General features: G+C 71.7%; 17 protein-coding genes. 9 read left to right on the forward strand and 8 right to left on the reverse strand.

The window, feature by feature from the left end; genetic code table 11:
• Positions 1-14: 14 nt before the first annotated feature.
• Together groES and groL are read left to right on the forward strand one after the other, a co-directional pair.
• Positions 15-323, forward strand: coding sequence for a co-chaperone GroES (gene groES / locus OHS33_RS21785; protein ID WP_008739621.1), 309 nt, complete (start codon positions 15-17; stop codon positions 321-323).
• A gap of 132 nt (positions 324-455) precedes the next feature.
• Positions 456-2,084, forward strand: a complete 1,629-nt coding sequence (gene groL, locus OHS33_RS21790; RefSeq protein ID WP_330332068.1) for a chaperonin GroEL — start codon at positions 456-458, stop codon at positions 2,082-2,084.
• Between the two features lie 110 nt (positions 2,085-2,194).
• Here the strand turns inward: groL and OHS33_RS21795 are convergent, their stop codons facing one another.
• From OHS33_RS21795 to OHS33_RS21805, 3 genes are all read right to left on the reverse strand, one after another.
• Positions 2,195-2,893, reverse strand: a complete 699-nt coding sequence (locus tag OHS33_RS21795; protein WP_330332069.1) for an ester cyclase — start codon at positions 2,891-2,893, stop codon at positions 2,195-2,197.
• A 75-nt stretch (positions 2,894-2,968) separates the two neighbouring features.
• Positions 2,969-3,742 carry an SDR family NAD(P)-dependent oxidoreductase gene (locus OHS33_RS21800; RefSeq protein ID WP_330332070.1) on the reverse strand — a complete coding sequence of 258 codons (774 nt, stop codon included), beginning with the start codon at positions 3,740-3,742 and terminating at the stop codon, positions 2,969-2,971.
• A gap of 25 nt (positions 3,743-3,767) precedes the next feature.
• Positions 3,768-4,457: an MOSC domain-containing protein gene (locus OHS33_RS21805; RefSeq protein WP_330332071.1), complete on the reverse strand. Its 690-nt coding sequence runs from the start codon at positions 4,455-4,457 to the stop codon at positions 3,768-3,770.
• 80 nt (positions 4,458-4,537) lie between these two features.
• Here OHS33_RS21805 and OHS33_RS21810 point away from each other — a divergent pair, with 80 nt between their 5' ends.
• Positions 4,538-5,443 carry a LysR family transcriptional regulator gene (locus OHS33_RS21810; protein WP_330332072.1) on the forward strand — a complete coding sequence of 302 codons (906 nt, stop codon included), beginning with the start codon at positions 4,538-4,540 and terminating at the stop codon, positions 5,441-5,443.
• Positions 5,444-5,579: 136 nt separating this feature from the next.
• Here OHS33_RS21810 and OHS33_RS21815 read toward each other — a convergent pair whose 3' ends face one another.
• Positions 5,580-5,921, reverse strand: a complete 342-nt coding sequence (locus OHS33_RS21815; RefSeq protein ID WP_330332073.1) for a WhiB family transcriptional regulator — start codon at positions 5,919-5,921, stop codon at positions 5,580-5,582.
• Between the two features lie 379 nt (positions 5,922-6,300).
• Here OHS33_RS21815 and OHS33_RS21820 point away from each other — a divergent pair, with 379 nt between their 5' ends.
• The 4 genes from OHS33_RS21820 to OHS33_RS21835 all read left to right on the forward strand — a co-directional run bounded on the left by OHS33_RS21820 (position 6,301) and on the right by OHS33_RS21835 (position 11,036).
• Complete coding sequence (locus tag OHS33_RS21820) at positions 6,301-6,912, forward strand: response regulator transcription factor (RefSeq protein ID WP_003948568.1); 612 nt, start codon at positions 6,301-6,303, stop codon at positions 6,910-6,912.
• A gap of 535 nt (positions 6,913-7,447) precedes the next feature.
• Positions 7,448-8,077 (forward strand): sigma-70 family RNA polymerase sigma factor, encoded by a 630-nt coding sequence (locus OHS33_RS21825; RefSeq protein ID WP_330332074.1) that lies wholly within the window; start codon positions 7,448-7,450, stop codon positions 8,075-8,077.
• A 127-nt stretch (positions 8,078-8,204) separates the two neighbouring features.
• Positions 8,205-9,710, forward strand: a complete 1,506-nt coding sequence (gene guaB, locus OHS33_RS21830) for an IMP dehydrogenase (RefSeq protein ID WP_330332075.1) — start codon at positions 8,205-8,207, stop codon at positions 9,708-9,710.
• Between the two features lie 201 nt (positions 9,711-9,911).
• A complete protein-coding gene (locus OHS33_RS21835; protein ID WP_330332076.1) occupies positions 9,912-11,036 on the forward strand; it encodes a GuaB3 family IMP dehydrogenase-related protein in 1,125 nt (374 codons plus the stop codon).
• Positions 11,037-11,143: 107 nt separating this feature from the next.
• Here OHS33_RS21835 and OHS33_RS21840 read toward each other — a convergent pair whose 3' ends face one another.
• The 4 genes from OHS33_RS21840 to OHS33_RS21855 form a co-directional block, all read right to left on the reverse strand.
• The gene (locus OHS33_RS21840) at positions 11,144-12,913 is read right to left on the reverse strand and encodes an insulinase family protein (RefSeq protein ID WP_330332077.1); all 1,770 of its coding nucleotides are present in this window, start codon (positions 12,911-12,913) and stop codon (positions 11,144-11,146) included.
• A gap of 10 nt (positions 12,914-12,923) precedes the next feature.
• Positions 12,924-13,880: a hypothetical protein gene (locus OHS33_RS21845; RefSeq protein WP_330332078.1), complete on the reverse strand. Its 957-nt coding sequence runs from the start codon at positions 13,878-13,880 to the stop codon at positions 12,924-12,926.
• A gap of 101 nt (positions 13,881-13,981) precedes the next feature.
• Entirely contained in the window at positions 13,982-14,458 is a 477-nt protein-coding gene (locus OHS33_RS21850) for a hypothetical protein (protein ID WP_330332079.1), read from the reverse strand.
• 130 nt (positions 14,459-14,588) lie between these two features.
• Entirely contained in the window at positions 14,589-15,818 is a 1,230-nt protein-coding gene (locus OHS33_RS21855; RefSeq protein WP_330332080.1) for a nucleotide sugar dehydrogenase, read from the reverse strand.
• 231 nt (positions 15,819-16,049) lie between these two features.
• Between OHS33_RS21855 and OHS33_RS21860 the strand changes: the two genes are divergently transcribed.
• Together OHS33_RS21860 and OHS33_RS21865 are read left to right on the forward strand one after the other, a co-directional pair.
• A complete protein-coding gene (locus OHS33_RS21860; RefSeq protein WP_330332081.1) occupies positions 16,050-17,756 on the forward strand; it encodes a glycerol-3-phosphate dehydrogenase/oxidase in 1,707 nt (568 codons plus the stop codon).
• A 180-nt stretch (positions 17,757-17,936) separates the two neighbouring features.
• A complete protein-coding gene (locus OHS33_RS21865; protein ID WP_330332082.1) occupies positions 17,937-20,717 on the forward strand; it encodes a serine/threonine protein kinase in 2,781 nt (926 codons plus the stop codon).
• The last annotated feature ends 137 nt before the right edge of the window (positions 20,718-20,854 follow it).

Genomic DNA, 20,854 nt, shown 5'->3' on the forward strand with positions numbered 1-20,854 from the left:
GGGGAGACCGGAACGTGACGACCACCAGCTCCAAGGTTGCCATCAAGCCGCTCGAGGACCGCATTGTGGTCCAGCCGCTCGACGCCGAGCAGACCACGGCTTCCGGCCTGGTCATCCCGGACACCGCGAAGGAGAAGCCCCAGGAGGGCGTCGTCCTCGCCGTGGGTCCGGGTCGCTTCGAGGACGGCCAGCGTCTTCCGCTGGACGTCACCGTCGGCGACGTCGTCCTGTACAGCAAGTACGGCGGCACCGAAGTGAAGTACAACGGCGAGGAATACCTCGTCCTCTCGGCCCGCGACGTGCTCGCGATCGTCGAGAAGTAATCACTTCTCCAGTTTTGCTTTGAGCTACGCCCCTGGTCACCCCTGCTGATGCCGGGCGGCGAGGGGCGTAGTTCGTTCAAGGCGGTCGCGGTGAGCGGCCGGGGATCGCAACGAGAGGGCTGAACCGCTCCCATGCCGAAGATTCTTAAGTTTGACGAGGACGCCCGTCGCGCTCTTGAGCGTGGCGTGAACAAGCTTGCCGACACGGTCAAGGTGACGATCGGCCCCAAGGGCCGCAACGTCGTCATCGACAAGAAGTTCGGCGCTCCCACCATCACCAACGACGGTGTCACCATCGCGCGCGAGGTCGAGCTCGACGACCCGTACGAGAACCTCGGTGCCCAGCTCGTGAAGGAGGTGGCGACCAAGACCAACGACATCGCGGGTGACGGCACCACCACCGCCACCGTGCTGGCCCAGGCGCTGGTCCGCGAGGGTCTGCGCAACGTCGCCGCCGGCGCCTCCCCGGCCGCCCTGAAGAAGGGCATCGACGCGGCGGTCAAGGCCGTCTCCGCCGAGCTGCTCGACACCGCCCGTCCGATCGAGGACAAGTCCGACATCGCCGCCGTGGCCGCGCTCTCCGCGCAGGACACCCAGGTCGGCGAGCTCATCGCCGAGGCGATGGACAAGGTCGGCAAGGACGGTGTCATCACCGTCGAGGAGTCCAACACCTTCGGCCTGGAGCTGGAGTTCACCGAGGGCATGGCCTTCGACAAGGGCTACCTCTCCCCGTACATGGTGTCCGACCAGGAGCGTATGGAGGCCGTCCTCGAGGACCCCTACATCCTGATCAACCAGGGCAAGATCTCGTCCATCCAGGACCTGCTGCCGCTGCTGGAGAAGGTCATCCAGGCGGGCGCCTCCAAGCCGCTGCTGATCATCGCCGAGGACGTCGAGGGCGAGGCGCTCTCCACCCTCGTCGTCAACAAGATCCGTGGCACCTTCAACGCCGTGGCCGTCAAGGCCCCCGGCTTCGGTGACCGCCGCAAGGCGATGCTCCAGGACATGGCCGCCCTCACCGGCGCCACCGTCATCGCCGAAGAGGTCGGCCTCAAGCTCGACCAGGCCGGTCTGGACGTACTGGGCTCCGCCCGCCGCGTCACGATCACCAAGGACGACACGGTCATCGTCGACGGTGGCGGCAGCCACGACGACGTCGTCGGCCGCGTCAACCAGATCAAGGCCGAGATCGAGTCCACGGATTCGGACTGGGACCGCGAGAAGCTGCAGGAGCGCCTGGCGAAGCTCGCCGGTGGCGTCTGCGTCATCAAGGTCGGCGCCGCCACCGAGGTGGAGCTCAAGGAGAAGAAGCACCGCCTTGAGGACGCCATCTCGGCGACCCGCGCCGCGGTCGAGGAGGGCATCGTCTCCGGCGGTGGCTCCGCGCTCGTCCACGCCGTCAAGGTCCTGGAGGGCAACCTCGGCCTGACCGGCGACGAGGCCACCGGTGTCGCGGTCGTGCGCCGCGCCGCCGTCGAGCCGCTGCGCTGGATCGCGGAGAACGCCGGCCTCGAGGGCTACGTCATCACCGCGAAGGTCGCCGAGCTGGACAAGGGCCAGGGCTTCAACGCCGCGACCGGCGAGTACGGCGACCTGGTCAAGGCCGGCGTCATCGACCCGGTCAAGGTCACCCGCTCCGCCCTGGAGAACGCCGCCTCCATCGCCTCCCTGCTGCTCACGACCGAGACCCTGGTCGTCGAGAAGCCGGCTGACGACGAGGGCGACGCCGGTCACGGCCACGGCCACGGCCACAGCCACTGACCTCGTCAGTAGCGCGCTAGCGCGCTGGTCCGCCAGCCCGCCTGCAGCGTGAGAAAGCCCCGTTCCCACCGAGGAACGGGGCTTTCTCCGTCTCACCTGCTCCGTGCGCGCTACATGCCCGGCATGCCGAGCTGGCGCATCAGTCCGGGTGCGTCGTAGTACCACCAGTCTTCCGCGATCTGGCCGTTCTCGATGCGGACGGTCGTACAACCCGACATCGTGACGTCCTTGCCGGTCGGCGCGACCCCCATGAACTCGCCCTTGTGCTTGCCCTTGAAGTCCCACAGCGTGGTGACGCAGTCCCCTTCGGCCATCTGCCGCGTCGTGTCGAAGGTGAAGTCGAACGCGTCCCGCCACATGCCGATCGTCTGCCGCAGGCCCTCCCGGCCGTTGCCCCGGCCTTCGGTGTCCATCATGTCGTGGGTGATGTAGCCGGATGCCACGCACTCTTCGATGACGTCGAAGTTGCCCTTGACCGCGACCTCGTCGAACAGCCGGTTCACGACGAGTTTGTTGAGGTACTCGTCCCGGACCACGTCGAGGTTCATGAACTTGGGCATGCCGTCACAGAGGGCCACCATCTCCTGGAACATCCGGTCGGTTTCCGGGAGTTGGGAGTTCTTCATGGCCTCCTCGTACGAGGGGAACTCGACCAGGTCCACGTAGTGCGTCCGGGAGTCGCGGTCCTTGCCGATCAGGGTGTGGGTGACCGTGCGCTTGCCCGCGGTCTGTTCCGCGTAGCGGTCGATGAGGGCGTTCATCTCGTCGAAGCGCGTGGTCTCATAATCGATTACCTGTACGAATGTCATCGCGTCGCCTCCCAAGAGGAATGGGACCTTTCCAGTTTAGGGAGGATTGCGCTGTTTGGGTGGTTTACCCGGCGGTCACTGCGGCCCGTACTTGCGGCCCGTACGGGAGGACACCCCGCCCAGCAGCCCGCGCGGAGCCAGCTTCACCACGCTCATCAGCGCCTTGTACCGGGGGTCCGGGATCGACACCGTCCGCCCGCGCGCCAGGTCGGCCAGCGCCTCGGCCACCAGCTTGTCCGCGTCCAGCCACATCCAGTTGGGGATGTTGCCGGTGCCCATGCCCGCCCGCTCGTGGAACTCCGTACGGACGAACCCGGGGCACAGGGCCATCAGCCGGACCCCGGAATCCGCCAGGTCCTTGGCCGCGCCCTGGGTGAACTGCACGACCCAGGCCTTGCTGGCCCCGTACGTCCCGCGCGGCAGGAACGCCGCCACCGAGGCCACGTTGACCACGCCGCCGCGGCCGCGCGTGCGCATCGACTCCGTCGCCGCCGAGGTCAGCCGCAGCACGGCCTCGATGTGCACCTTGATCATGGTCAGCTCGTCGGCCATCGGGACTTCGAGGTAGCGGCCCTTGTTGCCGAAGCCCGCGTTGTTGACCAGCAGGTCCACCGGGTGCTTGAGGTCGGCCAGGCGCTGCTCGACCGCCGCGATGCCCTCCTCCGTGGAGAGGTCGGCCGTCAGCACCTCGGCCTCGATGCCGTGCCGGTCGTGCAGCTCGGTCGCCTGCTCGCCCAGCCGCTTGGTGTCGCGGGCCACCAGCACCAGGTTGTGCCCCTGGGCGGCGAGCTTGCGGGCGAAGGCGGCGCCGATGCCCGCCGTGGATCCTGTGATCAACGCAGTCGTCATAAGCGCAACCTAGCCGTACGCGGTATCAGCCCCGCGCCCCGCCGTCACGGGCGCCCTGCTTCTCCAGGTACGCACGGACCTTCTCGTGCGCCTCGGGCTCCATCGCGTCGCCCGCCGCCAGCGTGCGCGGCAGCAGCGCGCGCTCGGTGGTGAAGGCGCGGAACCAGAAGCCGACCGTCACCTCGTGGTCCGGCCGGTGGACGACCTCGATCCGGTCGCCGGGGGAGACCGAGCCCTCCTCGATCACCCGCAGGTACGCGCCCGGGCGGACCTCCTGGGTGAACCGCCTGACCCAGCCCGGCTCCTCCAGGAAGCCCTGGAAGGTCCGGCAGGGGATCCGGGCAGAGGCCACTTCGAGGACCAGGTCCGCGCCGACCCGCCACCGCTCGCCCAGGCGGGCGCCGGTGACGTCGAGCCCCGCCGTGGTGAAGTTCTCGCCGAAGACGCCGCCGGGCAGGGTCCGGCCCAGTTCGCCCTCCCACCAGTCCAGGTCCTCCCGCGCGTACGCGTAGACCGCCTGGTGGTCGCCGCCGTGGTGGCGCAGGTCGCAGACGGCGTCCCCCTCGACACCGCCGGCGCCGGTGCCCTTGGGGCCGGGGGCGAAGACGCGGAGCGGCCCGGCCACCGGCCGCTTGTCGCTGCCGGTCACCCCGCCCTCGGCGTCGGTGTAGTCCACGACCGCCGCGCGGCCCACGTTGAGGGAAATCAGCTCCATGCGGACCACGCTAACCGAGCGGCCTCAAAGCCGTCCATGAGTACGGGCGCCACATCCAAAGCAAGGCTTATGCTCGGAGGGTGATCGAGGCACGTCATCTCCGAGTCCTGCGCGCCGTGGCCGGTACGGGTTCCTTCTCCGCCGCCGCCCGCGAGCTGGGCTGCACCCAGCCCGCCGTTTCCCAGCAGATGAAGGCGCTGGAACTGTCCGCGGGCACCCCCCTGCTCATCCGGGCCGGCCGCGAGACGCGGCTGACCGAGGCGGGGGAGGCGCTGGTCCGGCACGCCGCGGGGATCCTCGCCGGGCTGACCGCCGCCGAGGAGGAGGTGGCGGCCATCGCCGGGCTGCGGGCCGGCCGGGTCCGGCTGGTCTCCTTCCCCAGCGGCAGCTCCACGCTGGTGCCGACCGCTCTCGCCGCGATGCGGGCCGCGCACCCCGGCACGCGCGTCTCGCTGGTCGAGGCGGAACCGCCGCGCTCGGTGGAGATGCTGCGCGAGGGCGACTGCGACGTGGCGCTGGCCTTCCGGTACGCCGGTACGGCGCCGGACGCGGCGGCGGCCGAGTGGGACGACCTGGTGGTGCGCCCGCTGCTCACCGACCGGCTGGTCGGCCTGGTGCCCGAGGGGCACCGGCTGGCGGGCGCGGGCCGGGTGGGCATGGCGGAACTGGCCGGGGAGCCCTGGATCGCGGGCTGCCCGCGCTGCCGCCGCCATCTGGTCGACGTCTGCGAGGCCGCGGGCTTCACCCCGCGGATCGACTTCGCCACCGACGACTACCCGGCCGTGGTGGGCCTGGTCGGCGCGGGGCTGGGCGTGGCGGTGCTGCCCGAGCTGGCGGTGGAGTCCGTACGGGCCAAGGGCGTGGCCGCGCTGGCGCTGGAACCGGCCGTGGAGCGGGAGGTCGTGGCGCTCACGCTGGCGGACCTGGCCAGGGTCCCCGCGGTGGCGGCGACCCTGGACCAGCTGGAACGGGCCGCCACCCGCTGACGGTCGTACGGCGGTACGGCCGGACGGGTGACGGACCGGTGATGGTGGTTGTGCCGGGTCGTTGTGCCGAAATCGAAGAAACGTTCCTTCGGGCGTTTCGTCCTGTCGGGGTGGACCGGGGTGGGACCGGGTGGACTCAGTGCCTGACGGTCGGCCCCGTCGCGGCGGGCCCCGTCACGCTCGTGGCCGGGATGAGCCGGTGCCGGGCCCGGCCCATCAGTTCTTCGCGTTCGTCCTCGGTCAGGCCGCCCCACACCCCGTAGGGCTCGCGGACGGCGAGTGCGTGCGCTGCGCATTCCGAACGCACCGGGCATCGCATGCAGACCTCTTTAGCCGAGGTCTCGCGCGCGCTCCTGGCCGCGCCCCGCTCGCCTTCCGGGTGGAAGAAGAGGGAGCTGTCGACCCCGCGGCAGGCAGCGAGGAGCTGCCAGTCCCAGAGGTCGGCGTTCGGTCCGGGGAGGCGGGAGAAATCTGCCATGGGTAGTCCTCTTGGTGCCGGTACTGAGGCGGGTAGGGTCCATGTCTCCACATCTACTGTCGTAGTAGATGTAAATATGACTCATTGGGAATCTAGCCTCAGACACATGCCAAACGGAAGGAAAGCCGCCAAATAGGGCATAGCTCCAGATGGAGGACACGCGGCTCGTGGCGCCCACGCCGTGTTCGGTTCCTCACGTAGAGTGCCGAAGGTGTCCGTCCGACCCGTAACTCTTTCGAGTGACCGTCGTTGAGAGTGCGAAGGCGGTTGAACCAAGAAGTTCTCGGACAGGTGTCCGGGAGCATCGACCGCAACGGTGACGATACGTACCAGCCTGGAGGCTCAAGGTGACGCGCATCAGCAGCTGCGGAGGGCGGTCATGACATCCGTCCTCGTCTGCGACGACTCCCCGCTTGCCCGAGAGGCGCTCCGTCGCGCGGTTGCCACCGTGCCCGGCGTCGAGCGTGTGACGACGGCTGCCAACGGCGAGGAAGTCCTCCGCCGCTGGGGTGCCGACCGCTCCGATCTGATTCTGATGGATGTACGGATGCCAGGGCTCGGCGGTGTCGAGACCGTCCGGCGGCTGCTCTCGGCCGACCCGGGCGCCCGCATCATCATGCTGACGGTCGCCGAAGACCTGGACGGCGTGGCCCTCGCGGTCGCCGCCGGCGCCCGGGGTTACCTGCACAAGGACGCCTCGCGCGCCGAACTGCGGGCCACGGTCACCCAGGCGCTCGCCGACCCGACCTGGCGGCTCGCCCCCCGGCGGCTGCGTTCGGCCGAGATGGGCGCCGCGCCCACGCTCACCGCGCGCGAGATCCAGGTCCTGGAGGGCATGAGCCACGGCCGGTCCAACGCGGAGATCGGGCGCGAGCTCTTCCTCTCCGAGGACACGGTCAAGACCCACGCCCGCAGGCTCTTCAAGAAGCTCGGCGCCTCGGACCGGGCGCACGCCGTGGCGCTCGGGTTCCGCTGGGGCCTGGTCCGCTAGGGCGTGTTTTAAAAGTAGCGCCGGGCGCCCGGAGGGCGCGGCCCGCGGCGTCTGGTGCCGTGCATCGCAAGGCGGAGGATCGCCCGCCTACTGGACGTAATCGGGCGTTCCGACAACGCAGCGAGGCGCGGTGCCAGGCGTCGCGGGCCAGGCGGGACTTTTAAAACACGCCCTAGGTCCTGGTCCGCCCCGGTCCCCCGCGGGCCGGGCGCGGAGCGGTCCCGCCCGTCATCGCGGGCGGGGCGCCGCGCCGTCCGGAGGCCGTGCGGCCGGGTCGAGCCGGGTCGAGCCGGACCCGGTGCGCACCCGGGATTCGCGAGGCACAATCCGGGGGACGTGTCGCTTCGGGCGCGATGCCGCATCCTTGAGGGTGTGGCCGCACTTTCGGAGCTGTGGCCTCGGGGACCGGGACCATTCGGCCGAGCGGGAGGGGAGGGCGCAGGCGATGACTTCAGGTGCACCCGCTCATAACGCTTCGATGCACAACACGGGCCGTGGCGGCGCGAATGCTCCGGCGCCAAGGCACCATGGATTGATGCGCGACGACGAGGCCGAGGGGTCCACCGCGGCCACAGGCCCGACCGGCACCGCCAATGGCGGCAGCGCCGGGGCCGTCGGCGCGCTCGTACGCCGTGCCGTCGAAGGCGACGGCCAGGCCACGCACGACCTGCTCGCCTTCGTGCACCCCCTCGCCATCCGCTACTGCCGGACCCGGCTCTCCCGGCTTCCCGGAGACGCCCGGCACTTCGTCGAGGACCTCGCGCAGGAAGTCTGCGTCGCCGTCCTGATGGCCCTGCCCCGCTACCGCGACACCGGCCGCCCCTTCGAGGCGTTCGTCTTCGCGATCGCCGCGCACAAGGTCGCCGACCTGCAGCGGGCCGCCATGCGGCACCCGGGCAGCACGGCCGTGCCCTCCGACGAGATGCCCGAGCGTCCGGACGATTCGCTCGGCCCCGAGGAGCGGGCGCTGCTCAGCAGTGACGCCGCCTGGGCCAAGAAGCTGCTGGCCAATCTGCCGGAGAACCAGCGCGAGCTGCTGGTGCTGCGGGTGGCCGTCGGGCTGACGGCGGAGGAGACCGGCCAGATGCTCGGGATGTCCCCGGGCGCGGTCCGGGTCGCCCAGCACCGCGCGCTCAGCCGGTTGCGCGCCCTCGCCGAGCAGTAGGCGCCTCCCGGCGGAATGTTCGTAGGAACGTACGAATCTTTCCGTCGATCTTGGTCGTGGAATGAGACGCCCCGGGATCCCGTTAGCATGGACATCCGCGCTGAGCAAGACCATCTGGGAAGGTGTCATGACTGTCAACGCCGACGGAGTGCCCGACAAATTCGCCACGCTGGGGCTCACTTACGACGATGTGCTGCTCCTGCCGGGCGTGTCGGACATGGCGCCGGACCAGATCGACACCTCCTCCTTGATCTCGCGGAACGTCCGGGTCAACGTCCCGCTGCTGTCCGCCGCGATGGACAAGGTCACCGAGTCGCGCATGGCCATCGCCATGGCCCGTCAGGGCGGCGTCGGCGTACTGCACCGCAACCTCTCCATCGCCGACCAGGCCAATCAGGTCGACCTGGTCAAGCGCTCCGAGTCCGGCATGGTCACCGACCCGATCACGGTGCACCCGGACGCGACCCTGCGCGAGGCCGACGAGCTGTGCGCGAAGTTCCGCATCAGCGGTGTCCCGGTCACCGACCCGGCGGGCAAGCTGCTCGGCATCGTCACCAACCGCGACATGGCCTTCGAGTCGGACCGCGCCCGCCAGGTGCGCGAGGTCATGACCCCGATGCCGCTGGTCACCGGCAAGGTCGGCATCTCCGGCGTCGACGCCATGGAGCTGCTGCGCCGCCACAAGATCGAGAAGCTTCCGCTGGTCGACGAGGCGGGCATCCTCAAGGGCCTCATCACGGTCAAGGACTTCGTCAAGGCCGAGAAGTACCCGAACGCCGCCAAGGACAAGGACGGGCGCCTGCTGGTCGGCGCGGCCGTCGGCGTCGCGGGCGACGCGTACGAGCGGGCCCAGGCCCTGATCGAGGCGGGCGCCGACTTCATCGTCGTCGACACCGCCCACGGCCACTCCCGCCTCGTCGGCGACATGGTCTCCAAGATCAAGTCGAACTCGACGGTCGATGTCATCGGCGGCAACATCGCCACCCGTGACGGCGCCCAGGCGCTCATCGACGCGGGCTGCGACGGCATCAAGGTCGGCGTCGGCCCCGGCTCCATCTGCACCACCCGCGTCGTCGCCGGCATCGGCGTCCCGCAGGTCACCGCGATCTACGAGGCCGCGCTGGCCGCCAAGGCCGCGGGCGTCCCGGTCATCGGCGACGGCGGTCTGCAGTACTCCGGCGACATCGCTAAGGCCCTGGTCGCGGGCGCCGACACGGTGATGCTCGGCTCGCTGCTCGCGGGCTGCGAGGAGTCCCCGGGCGAGCTGCTCTTCATCAACGGCAAGCAGTTCAAGTCGTACCGCGGCATGGGCTCGCTCGGCGCGATGCAGTCCCGCGGCGACCGCAAGTCCTTCTCCAAGGACCGCTACTTCCAGGAGGGCGTCGGCGGCGACGACAAGCTGATCCCCGAGGGCATCGAGGGGCAGGTGCCGTACCGCGGCCCGCTCTCGGCCGTCGTGCACCAGCTGGTCGGCGGCCTGCGCCAGTCGATGTTCTACGTCGGCGGCCGGACCGTGCCGGAGCTGCAGGACCGGGGGCGCTTCGTGCGGATCACCTCGGCGGGGCTCAAGGAGAGCCACCCGCACGACATCCAGATGACGGTGGAAGCGCCGAACTACTCCCGTAAGGGCTGAGTAGGCTGCGCTGAGCGTGACGGGGCGGGTCCGGGTAACCGGGCCCGCCCCGTCGCCGTTGCCGGGGCTCCGCCCCGGACCCCGCGCCTCAAACGCCGGCGAGGCTGATAGTGCCGGCGTCCGTACAGCGGTCACCGGGAACGCGGTGTGCCGGGGTTCGGGGATACTGGACGGGCAGACCCAGAGGAAAGGCCACCACACGTGACTGAGATCGAGATCGGGCGCGGCAAGCGCGGCCGCAGGGCGTACGCGTTCGATGACATCGCCATCGTCCCCAGCCGGCGCACGCGAGACCCGAAGGAGGTCTCGATCGCCTGGCAGATCGACGCCTACCGCTTCGAGCTCCCGTTCCTGGCCGCCCCCATGGACTCGGTGGTCTCCCCGCAGACCGCCATCCGCATCGGCGAGCTGGGCGGTCTGGGTGTGCTGAACCTCGAGGGTCTGTGGACCCGGTACGAGGACCCGCAGCCCCTGCTCGACGAGATCGCCGCGCTGGACGAGGAGTCGGCCACCCGCCGCCTCCAGGAGATCTACCAGGCGCCGATCCAGGCCGACCTGATCAAGCAGCGCATCAAGGAGGTGCGCGACTCCGGTGTGGTCACCGCCGCCGCGCTCTCCCCGCAGCGCACCGCCGAGTTCTCCAAGGCGGTCGTCGACGCGGGCGTCGACATCTTCGTGATCCGCGGCACCACGGTCTCCGCCGAGCACGTCTCGGGCGCCGCCGAACCGCTGAACCTGAAGCAGTTCATCTACGAGCTGGACGTCCCGGTGATCGTCGGCGGCTGCGCCACCTACACCGCGGCCCTGCACCTGATGCGCACCGGTGCGGCCGGCGTGCTGGTGGGCTTCGGCGGCGGCGCCGCGCACACCACCCGCAACGTGCTGGGCATCCAGGTCCCGATGGCGACCGCCGTCGCCGACGTGGCCGCGGCCCGCCGCGACTACATGGACGAGTCCGGCGGCCGTTACGTGCACGTCATCGCCGACGGCGGCGTGGGCTGGTCCGGCGACATCCCGAAGGCCGTCGCCTGCGGCGCCGACGCGGTCATGATGGGCTCCCCGCTCGCCCGTGCCACGGACGCGCCCGGCAAGGGCCACCACTGGGGCATGGAGGCCGTCCACGAGGACGTGCCGCGCGGCAAGAAGGTCGACCTCGGTACGGTCGGCACCACCGAGGAGATCCTCACCGGGCCGTCGCACTCCCCGGACGGTTCGATGAACATCTTCGGCGCCCTGCGCCGCTCGATGGCCACCACCGGCTACAGCGAGCTGAAGGAATTCCAGCGCGTCGAGGTCACGGTCGCGGACTCGCAGCACCGCCGCTGAGCCTGAGTACGGACGTACGCGCGTACGGACGTGAGCGCGGAGGGCCGGTACCCCACTCGGGGTACCGGCCCTCCGGCGTTCGCGCGGGGCTGCTTTTACAACACGCCCTAGCCGCGGCCCTTGGCGCGGCGGCGCAGCAGCAGGCCCCACGGCACGATGAAGATCCCGGCCAGCACCCAGAACATGATCACGCCGAGCCAGTCCGAGCCGCTCTCCACGCCCAGCTCGGGGTCGGTGAACATGAGGTAGGTGCCGAGCGTCGCGAAGAGGCCCCCCGCCACGGCGGGGACGCCGAGGATCCACAGCATGACCGTCACCCAGGTGAGCCGGGCACCGGGGGCGGCGGGGCGGGAGCCCGCGCCGGTGGCGGCGGGACCGGCCGGGGCGCCCGGCCGCGGGATCCGGGACGGGTCGCGCGGCGGCAGGGTCACGACCGCCGCCGGGGGGACCCCCGCGTCCAGCGGGGCCAGGTGCGCCGCGGTGATCCCGTACAGCGTGGGCTCGATGGTGAGGGTGAAGCCGTCGTTGCCGACGAGGTGGCGGGCGCCGTCCGGGGAGGCGTTCATCAGGGCGCACTCGGCGTAGCGGACGGTGACCTGGTTGCCGGGCGCGACCAGGCTGACGCCCTCGGTGCCGACGATCAGTGTCGTCTTCGGGTCGCCCACGGCGGCGTACCGGCGGCCCGTGATCACCTCGGCGGACTGCTGCGGGGCCTCGGTGAGACCGGCCCAGTCCACGCCCCGGCCGCCCGGCACCTGCATCAGGGTGCCCGCCCACACCTCGCGCGCGACCCGGTGCAGGCTCTCGACGGTGACGGCCTCGATCTCGGCCCTGGCCTGGTCGCGGGTGAGGTTGCGGTGGTTCAGGAGCAGGTTCATGGCGTACCCGGGGAGCAGCTGCGCGGCCAGCTCGGGGACGTCGAACTGGGCGAGCGCGGACGTCCGTACGGCGTCCAGGTCGGCCTGTTCGATCCGGCCCGCCCGCAGCTTCGCGAGCACGTCGAGGAAGGCGCCGACCATCGCGTCCCGCTTCTGGGGGAGGGCGTCGGCGTACGCCACGATCTCCGCGCTGTCGGTGTCGCGCGGCTGGTAGTCCGCGGCGGCGGTGTAGGAGTAGCCGCCCTTCTGGCGCAGTTCGCGGAACAGCTCCTTGCCCAGCACCTCCGCGAAGAGGGAGGCCTCGGTGGAGCGCGGGACGACCGCGGACAGGACGGCCCCGCCCTCCTCGCCGTGGAAGAATGCGGGGGTGGCGGGCAGCGCGGAGGTGATCTCCGGCAGCCGCTGCCACGGGCCGGCCGGGAGGGTCAGGTCCAGGCCCTCGGGGACGGTGTCGCTGGTGATCCACAGGACCGCGTTCTCGGTGGTGAAACGGGTCCGGGCCCATTCGCGGACCGCGTGCGCCGTGAGCCGGGGCAGGCCCGCCTCGGCGTAGCTGACCAGCCCGTGGCCGCGGGCGCCGTGGCGCCACAGCGGCATGTTGTGACCGGGGCCGCGGGAGCGCCCGGCGGCCTCGGTGCGCAGGATCTCCTTCTCGGTCTCCAGCCGGTCCATCGGCAGGTCGCGCAGCGCGGCGCAGACCCCGTTGAGGTACTCGACCACGTCGGCCGGGGTGCCGGAGACGTGGAAGTGGGTGTACACGGCGGCGGTGGCGCCGTTGTAGTGCAGGTCGCCCAGGCCGTGCCGGTGCAGCGCGAGGTGCTCGACGAGGTGGGTGATCCCGCTGGTCGCGAGGGTCTCGTCGGCTCGGCCGACCCGGAAGAGCAGCCCGGCGGTGACGGGGCCGGAGCGCGGGGCGAGGACCGTGCGGATGCCGCCGACCGTGGTGTGGCGGATGCCGTCCACGATCTCGGGGTGGCCGTCGTTGGTGTTCGTGTACATGGAGGACCCCCTAGCCCTGGGCCAGGGCGGTCTTGCGGTGACGGACGAACGCGGCCTCGTGGCCGCCCTTGACGTAGCTCCAGGGGAACTCACTGGCGTGGTCGCCGAGGGCGCGGAAGTGCGGGGCGGCCTCGGCGTGGCGGCCCGCCACCGAGTGGACGGCCGCGAAGGCGCTGTGGGCGCCGATGGCCTGGGACCCCTGGGCGCGGAAGTGCGGGTGCAGGACGGACCGGGCGGCCGCGTCGCGCAGCCGGGCGTGCTGGGCGGGATCGCGCAGGTACGCCTCGCTCGCCGCGCCGCCCTTCAGCTCCAGCCACTGCTCCATCTGCGCGAGCGCGACCAGGGCGCCGTTGGGGCTGCCTTCGGGCGCCTGCACCGTGGAGTCCCAGGCGAAGCCGTGCGCGGCCTCCCAGCTGCCGCCCCACTTCGGGCAGAGCTTCTGGAGCAGCTGCATCTGCGCGGGGTAGTGGTGCGGGTGGTGCTCGGAGAGCCGGTCGTAGCGGCGGCGGGCCTCGCTCTGGCCCAGCTCCAGCCCGCGCGCGGTGATCACCCGGTGGAACCAGGCGAGGCCGAGGGCGGGGTATTCGGCGCACACGTCGATGAGGAGCATCTCGGCGCGCCGCAGGTAGGCGTGGAACTCCTGGAACTGGTCCTTCGACACGTGCTCGGCGCGGGCCCCGCTGCGGATGTCCCAGCCGATCTGGACGTACCGGTCGGCGAGCAGGATCCGGGCCAGCGGGTCGCGCGGCCGCTGTTCGACGACCTGGAGCAGGAAGCCCTCGGCGCCGAGGGTGTCGGCGACCACCCGGGAGGCGACGACCCGGTCCTCTTCGTACTGCGGGGCGTCGAAGACGGCGGCGACGGCGGCCCAGTCGTGGCGCTGTACGGCGGCACGGAGGGCGGCGAGGGCCGGGTTGCGGTCGACGGGTTCGAAGAGGGGCCGACCGAGCGGCGGATGAGCAGACACGCGCGGATCATATGACCGGGGCATGTGACCACAACAGTGGTTACGTCACTCCGTGATCCGGTTGTGCCTGCTCAGAGCCGTATTCGTGAGGTGGTGCGGGGTCAGGCGGCGGTCTTGCGGGCCGTCTGGAAGGCGGCGAGCGCGCCGATCGCGAAGAACACGAGCGAGATCGCGTCCGCGTCGGCCTTCCACGCCTTCATCACGATGTCGAGGTGCTGGGTGAGCAGCTCCATCGTGCTGATCGGCAGCTGCTTCGAGCCCATGACGGCCTCGCCGACGAGCCCGCCCGCGTAGACCGAGCCGAGCGACAGAACGGCGGCCACGACCGGGAGGAGCGGGTTGCGCCCGCCGAGCTTGCCCGCCGCGAAGCCGATGAGGATGCCGACGCCCACCGCGGCGTAGCCGATCTCGTGCTCGGTGGCGCCGATGATGGCGCCGTACGCCGCCGCGGCGGCCACGGCCGCGACCACGGCGGCGACGATGCCGAGGACCACGTTGCCCTTCGGCGCCGGCGCGGCCGGGTAGCCGGGGGCCGGGGTGACGGAGTCGGGCGCGGGCGGCTGGAACTGCTGGCTCATGGAGAAATCCCCCCCAGGGATACGGGCGCACGGGTGCCCCAGGGGTGACCGTGGGGACGTAAGTGCGAAATAAGAACGCCGCAGGCTAACAGGTGCCCGTGACAGCGGTAGGGGGGATTTCGGCGCGCGTTCAGAGCCGGTGCGCGGCCCCGACCGGACTCGCGCCCCGCGTGTCCAGCAGCAACTGGGCCTTCACCGCGAGTCCTTGCAGGTCATAGGTGCGGTGGTGCTGGAGCAGGATCGTCAGATCGGCGTTCGCCGCGGCCTCGTACAACGATTCGGCACGCGGTACGGGCTGCTCCCGCACCCGCCATCCCGCGATGTACGGGTCGTGGTAGCTGATCAGCGCCCCGAGGTCGAGGAGCCTGCTGGCGATCTCGCGGGCCGGGGAGCCCTCCTGGTCGGCCAGGTCCGGTTTGTAGGTGACGCCCAGGAGGAGGACGCGGGCCCCGCGCGCGGACTTGCCGTGTTCGTTGAGCAGGGTGGCGCTGCGCTGGATGACGTACTGCGGCATCCGGTCGTTGATCTCCTGCGCCAGGCCGACCATGCGCAGCGGGTGGCCGGGGGTGCGGGTGGTGTGCGGGAGGTAGTTGGGGTCCAGGGGGATGCCGTGGCCGCCGACGCCGGGGCCGGGCCGGAAGGCCTGGTACCCGTACGGCTTGGTCTCCGCGCAGCGGATCACGTCCCACAGGTCCACGCCGAGGTCGTGGCAGAGCACCGCCATCTCGTTCATGAGGGCGATGTTGACGTGCCGGTAGTTGGTCTCCAGGAGCTGTACGGTCTCGGCCTCGCGCAGGCCGCGGGCCCGGACCACCTTCTCGGTGAGGCGTGCGTAGAAGGCCGCGGCGGACTCGGTGCAGGCCGGGGTCAGGCCGCCGATCACCTTGGGGGTGTTGGCGATGCCGTGCGTGCGGTTGCCGGGGTCGTGGCGGCTGGGGGAGTAGGCGAGGTGGAAGTCGCGGCCCGCGCGCAGACCCGAGCCCGCTTCGAGGACGGGGCGCAAGTATTCCTCGGTGACGCCCGGGTGGGCGGCGGATTCGAGGATGACGGTGGTGTGCGGGCGCAGCCGGGCGGCCAGGGCGCGGCCCGCCTCGCCGACGGCGGACAGGTCGAGCGCGCGGTCGGCGCCGAGCCGGGTGGGCGCGCAGATCACGGCGGTGCGGACCCGGCCGAGTTCGGCGGGGTTGGTGGTGACGCGGAAGCCCGCCGCCGACATCCGGCGGATCTCGGCGGCCGTGAGGGTGGAGTCGGTGGTGGGTCCGCTGTCGTATCCGACGGTCTCGATACCGGCGGACACGGCGGCCTGGGCGAGCGGGAGGCCGAGGTGGCCGAGTCCGATGACGGCGAGGTCAGCGGGCATGGGGGTTGCCGTCCTTCCTCCCCTGACATGAGGGGGCTGAACGCGCAAGTCCTGTGGACAGCGGGAGCTGGCGCTATGTCAGACTAGGCGTATATATGACCGATCTGCGGCATTGTGGGGTGGTGGCCACCGCTGTGTTGTCCACAGGCGGTGGCCGATGTGGGAGTGCCCGGTCAGAATCATGACCAAGGGGGATATGAGCGGGATCACCCGCATCAACGGGAGGCAGCCGTGAGGACAGCGACACTGGGACCCGCGCAGCGCGCCGAGGCGCTCGCCCGGATGGCCGAGCGAGAACTCGACGTGCTCGTGGTCGGCGCGGGCGTGGTGGGGGCCGGGACCGCGCTCGACGCCGTGACCCGAGGTCTCTCCACCGGCCTGGTGGAGGCCCGTGACTGGGCCTCGGGAACCTCCAGCCGCTCCAGCAAACTGATCCACGGCGGGCTCAGGTACCTGGAGATGCTCGACTTCGCGCTCGTCCGCGAAGCCCTCAAGGAACGCGGCCTGCTGCTGGGGCGGCTCGCTCCGCACCTGGTCAAGCCCGTCCCCTTCCTCTACCCGCTCCAGCACAAGGGCTGGGAGCGGCTCTACGCGGGCTCCGGCGTCGCCCTGTACGACGCGATGTCGGTGTCCAGCGGGCACGGCCGCGGCCTGCCGATGCACCGCCACCTCTCCCGCAAGCGGGCCCTGCGGATCGCGCCCGCGCTGCGCAAGGACGCCCTCGTCGGAGCCCTCCAGTACTACGACGCCCAGATGGACGACGCGCGCTATGTCGCCACCCTGGTGCGCACGGCCGCGGCGTACGGGGCGCACTGCGCCAACCGGGCCCGGGTCATCGGCTTCCTGCGCGAGGGCGAACGGGTGGTCGGCGCGCGCGTCCAGGACGTCGAGGGCGGCGGCGAGTACGAGATCCGCGCGAAGCAGATCGTGAACGCGACCGGGGTGTGGACGGACGACACGCAGGCGCTGATCGGCGAGCGCGGCCAGTTCCACGTCCGGGCCTCCAAGGGCATCCACCTCGTGGTGCCGAAGGACCGGATCCACTCGGCGACCGGGCTGATCCTGCGCACCGAGAAGTCCGTCCTGTTCGTCATCCCGTGGGGACGGCACTGGATCGTCGGGACGACGGACACCGACTGGGACCTCGACAAGGCGCACCCGGCGGCCTCCAGCGCCGACATCGACTACCTGCTGGAACACGTGAACTCGGTGCTGGCGGTGCCGCTCACCCGGGACGACGTGCAGGGCGTGTACGCCGGGCTGCGGCCGCTGCTCGCCGGGGAGTCGGACGCGACGAGCAAGCTCTCGCGCGAGCACACGGTGGCGCACCCGGTGCCGGGGCTGGTCGTGGTGGCGGGCGGCAAGTACACGACGTACCGCGTGATGGCCAAGGACGCGGTCGACGAAGCGGTGCACGGGCTGGACCAGCGGGTCGCCGAGTGCGTGACGGAGGACGTGCCGCTGGTGGGGGCGGAGGGATACCGGGCGCTGTGGAACGGGCGGGCCCGGATCGCCGCCCGGACGGGCCTTCACGTGGTGCGCGTGGAGCACCTGTTGAACCGCTACGGCTCGCTGACGGAGGAACTGCTGGACCTGATCACGGCCGATCCGGGCCTGGCGGAACCGGTGTCGGGGGCGGACGACTACCTGCGGGCCGAGATCGTGTACGCCGCCTCGCACGAGGGGGCGCGGCACCTGGACGACGTCCTCACGCGGCGGACCCGGATCTCGATCGAGACCTTCGACCGGGGCACGCGCTCGGCGCGGGAGTGCGCGGAGCTGATGGCGCCGGTGCTGGGCTGGGACGAGGAGCAGATCGAGAAGGAAGTGGAGCACTACGAGAAGCGGGTCCAGGCCGAACGGGAGTCGCAGCGCCAGCCGGACGACCAGACGGCGGACGCGGCCAGGTTGGGGGCGCCGGACATCGTTCCGCTCTGAGCCCGCGGGGCCGTGCGCGCGGCGCCGCGCGCGGCGTACGGTGGCCCGGGGAACCGCGGACCCGGGACACCCGTCCGTTGCGGAGTGAGGAACAATGAGGTTTCGGCCGGGGCGGGTTACGTCGGGCCCAGCGGGATGACGGGCCGGCCGGAGAAGGCGGCACGATCGCAGAGGGGACGCATGTCGAAGCCGGAGCACAAGCGCAAGCCGGAGTCCCCTGCGAGTACCGCTGGCGCGGGCGCCGCCGGGGGTGGTGATCCGCTGTCGGACCGGGCCGCGGAGGGTGTCAAGGCCGTGCCCGCCGCGCGGGTGGCGGGCCGGGCCGCGACCACGGCCGATGACGCCGGCTCGGATGCGGTGACGACCGGCGGGGCCGGGGCGAAGGCCGCCCGGACCGAGGCGGGTTCGGCGGAGCCGCGGGACGCGATATCCGGAACCGGTGACGAGGCGGCTCCCGTGTCCGACGCGGCCGCCCCGAAGCCCGGCGTGCCGGATGCCGCTTCGCCGGCCGCTGGGCCGCAGGGCGCGGAGCCCGCGGACGCGGAGCCGCAGGACGCGGAGCCCAAGGTCGCGCTCGTCAAGGAGGCTGAGCGCAAGGGCGCGGGGCCGCAGGACGCACAGCCCAAGGGCGTCGAGCCCAAGGGTGCGGAGCCGAAGGTCGCGCTCCTCAAGGACGCCGAGCCCGAGGACGCGGAGCCCGCCGGTGACGGTGTGGGCGAGGTGCTGGACGTACCCGGGATCCTGCGGAAGCCGGGGGCGAAGGGCGGCCAGGGTGACGGGGGTTCGGCGCGGGTGACGGACGGAGAGTCCGGCGCGGCTGCTCGTGCCGGGCGCAAGAGCGGCACCGGTGCAGGTGCGGGCACGGCCGCCGGTGCGGGCACGGGTACGGGCGCCGGTGGCGGTGCGGCCACGGCCGCGGCGACGGGCACGGCTGCGGGTGCGGCCACCGGCACGGGCACGGCTTCGCAGGCGGGCGGTGTGGACGAGGGGCGGCTGCTCGCGCGGCGGTACCGGCTCGGGCGGGTGCTCGGCAAGGGCGGCATGGGCACCGTGTGGCGGGCCAAGGACATCACCCTCGGCCGCACCGTCGCCGTCAAGGAACTCCGGTTCGGCCACGGCGTGGACGAGGACGAGAAGCGCCGCCTGATCACCCGTACCCTGCGCGAGGCCAAGGCCATCGCCCGGATCCGCAGCGGCGGCGCCGTGACGGTGTACGACGTCGTCGACGAGGACGACCGCCCCTGGATCGTGATGGAGCTGATCGAGGGACTCTCCCTCGCCGAGTTCATCCGCGAGCGCGGCCCGCTCACCCCGCGCCGCGCCGCCGAGGTCGGCCTCGCCGTGCTCGACGTACTCAAGGCCGCGCACGGCGAGGGCATCCTGCACCGCGACGTGAAGCCGTCCAACGTGCTCATCGCCGAGAACGGCCGTGTCGTCCTCACCGACTTCGGCATCGCCCAGGTCGAGGGCGACCCCTCCGTCACCTCCACCGGCATGCTCGTCGGCGCCCCCTCCTACATCTCGCCCGAGCGCGCCCGCGGTTACAAGCCGGGCCCGCCCGCCGACATGTGGTCGCTCGGCGGGCTGATCTACGCGTCCGTGGAGGGCACGCCCCCGTACGACAAGGGTTCCGCGCTCGCCACGCTCACCGCCGTGATGACCGAGCCCGTCGACCCGCCGAAGAACGCCGGTCCGCTCACCGAGGTCATCTACGGCCTCCTCGCCAAGGACCCGGCCCACCGGCTCGACGACGCCGGGGCCCGGGCCATGCTGAACGCCGTGCTCGACGCCCCCGAGGCACCGCCCGCGCCGCTCATCCCGGCCGTGGAGGAGACCCGCCAGATATCCCTCGCCGAAGCCCAGCAGGCGGCCGCGGACAAGACGGCCGAAAAGGCCGCCGAGCGGGCCGCCGAAAAGGCGGAGAAGGCCGAGCAGAAGGAACGCGAGCGCGAGCAGCGCGAGCGCGCCCGCGCCGCGCTGAAGTCGGCGCGCAAGGCCGCCGCGGCGGCTGCGGCCGAGGAGAAGGCGGCGGCAGCGGCGGCGGCGAGCGCCGCGTCGGCAGCTTCGGCGGCCGAGGCTCCGGCCGCCCCGGCCACCCCGTCCCGTATCCCGCGCATCTCGTTCGTCCCGGCCCCGCTCACCGACGTCATGTCGCGCCGCACGATCGCTCTGGCGATCGCCGGGCTGGTCCTCGTCCTCGCGGTCATCGGCTCCCTCATCGTCTACGCCTTCAGCGGTGACGACGACCCCGGCGCCAAGAACGCGGGCAAGGGCACGGGCGGCAGCACCGCGTCGGCCGGTGCGAAGACGAGCCCGAGCGCGAGCGGCGACGGCAAGGGCAACGGCAACACCGGCGCCACCGGCGGTACGTCGCCCAGCCCGGACGCCGGTTCCGCACAGCAGACCCAGGGCCAGACGCAGGGGCAGTCGCAGGGCCAGGGCCAGGCGCAGACCCCCGGCCAGAACACCGGCCAGCTCCCGGGCCAGGGCGCGGGGGGCGGCGTACCGGCCGGGTATGCGACGGTGACGAACGACAAGTACCACTTCTCGATGGCGATGCCGCAGGGCTTCCACCAGACCGGCACCGCGGGCGAGTCCTCCGGCGGGATATACAGCCGCGACGGCGGCTTCCCGCGCATCCAGGTCGACTACACCAACAGCCCGGGCAACGACGCCCGGCTCGCCTGGGCCAAGTCGGCACCCGCGGTGGCGGGCAGCAGCCAGGACTACAAACTGCTCGGGCTGCGGGTCGTCGACTACCGGGGCTACCCGACCGTCGCGGACTGGGAGTTCGAGCGCACCCAGAACGGGATGAAGGTCCGCGTTCTGAACCGCGGCTTCAAGATGGACGCCACGCACGGGTACGCGATCATGATCAGCTGCGCGTCGGACCAGTGGGACGGCGCCGAGTGCACGCAGATGCGGAACACGGCCTTCGACACCTTCCAGCCGGTCGGCTGATCCGGCACCGGATCCCGCACCGAATGTCGCGGGGGCGTCACGGGCCTTCGCAGGCCCGGGACGCGGGCGCCCCGGGCGTCGTATCGTGTCAGCGGGGCCACGGGAGCGCACACCGCGCAGACCCGCGCGCACCCGCT

Source organism: Streptomyces sp. NBC_00536, from assembly GCF_036346295.1.
GTDB lineage: Bacteria > Actinomycetota > Actinomycetes > Streptomycetales > Streptomycetaceae > Streptomyces.

Excerpts from the sequence above, each read along its gene's own strand:
- groL (WP_330332068.1), top strand. The coding sequence starts at position 456 with ATGCCGAAGATTCTTAAGTTTGACGAGGACGCCCGTCGCGCTCTTGAG.
- OHS33_RS21795 (WP_330332069.1), bottom strand. The coding sequence starts at position 2,893 with ATGACATTCGTACAGGTAATCGATTATGAGACCACGCGCTTCGACGAG.
- OHS33_RS21800 (WP_330332070.1), bottom strand. The coding sequence starts at position 3,742 with ATGACGACTGCGTTGATCACAGGATCCACGGCGGGCATCGGCGCCGCC.
- OHS33_RS21805 (WP_330332071.1), bottom strand. The coding sequence starts at position 4,457 with ATGGAGCTGATTTCCCTCAACGTGGGCCGCGCGGCGGTCGTGGACTAC.
- OHS33_RS21815 (WP_330332073.1), bottom strand. The coding sequence starts at position 5,921 with ATGGCAGATTTCTCCCGCCTCCCCGGACCGAACGCCGACCTCTGGGAC.
- OHS33_RS21820 (WP_003948568.1), top strand. The coding sequence starts at position 6,301 with ATGACATCCGTCCTCGTCTGCGACGACTCCCCGCTTGCCCGAGAGGCG.
- OHS33_RS21825 (WP_330332074.1), top strand. The coding sequence starts at position 7,448 with ATGCGCGACGACGAGGCCGAGGGGTCCACCGCGGCCACAGGCCCGACC.
- guaB (WP_330332075.1), top strand. The coding sequence starts at position 8,205 with ATGACTGTCAACGCCGACGGAGTGCCCGACAAATTCGCCACGCTGGGG.
- OHS33_RS21840 (WP_330332077.1), bottom strand. The coding sequence starts at position 12,913 with ATGTACACGAACACCAACGACGGCCACCCCGAGATCGTGGACGGCATC.
- OHS33_RS21850 (WP_330332079.1), bottom strand. The coding sequence starts at position 14,458 with ATGAGCCAGCAGTTCCAGCCGCCCGCGCCCGACTCCGTCACCCCGGCC.
- OHS33_RS21855 (WP_330332080.1), bottom strand. The coding sequence starts at position 15,818 with ATGCCCGCTGACCTCGCCGTCATCGGACTCGGCCACCTCGGCCTCCCG.
- OHS33_RS21865 (WP_330332082.1), top strand. The coding sequence starts at position 17,937 with ATGTCGAAGCCGGAGCACAAGCGCAAGCCGGAGTCCCCTGCGAGTACC.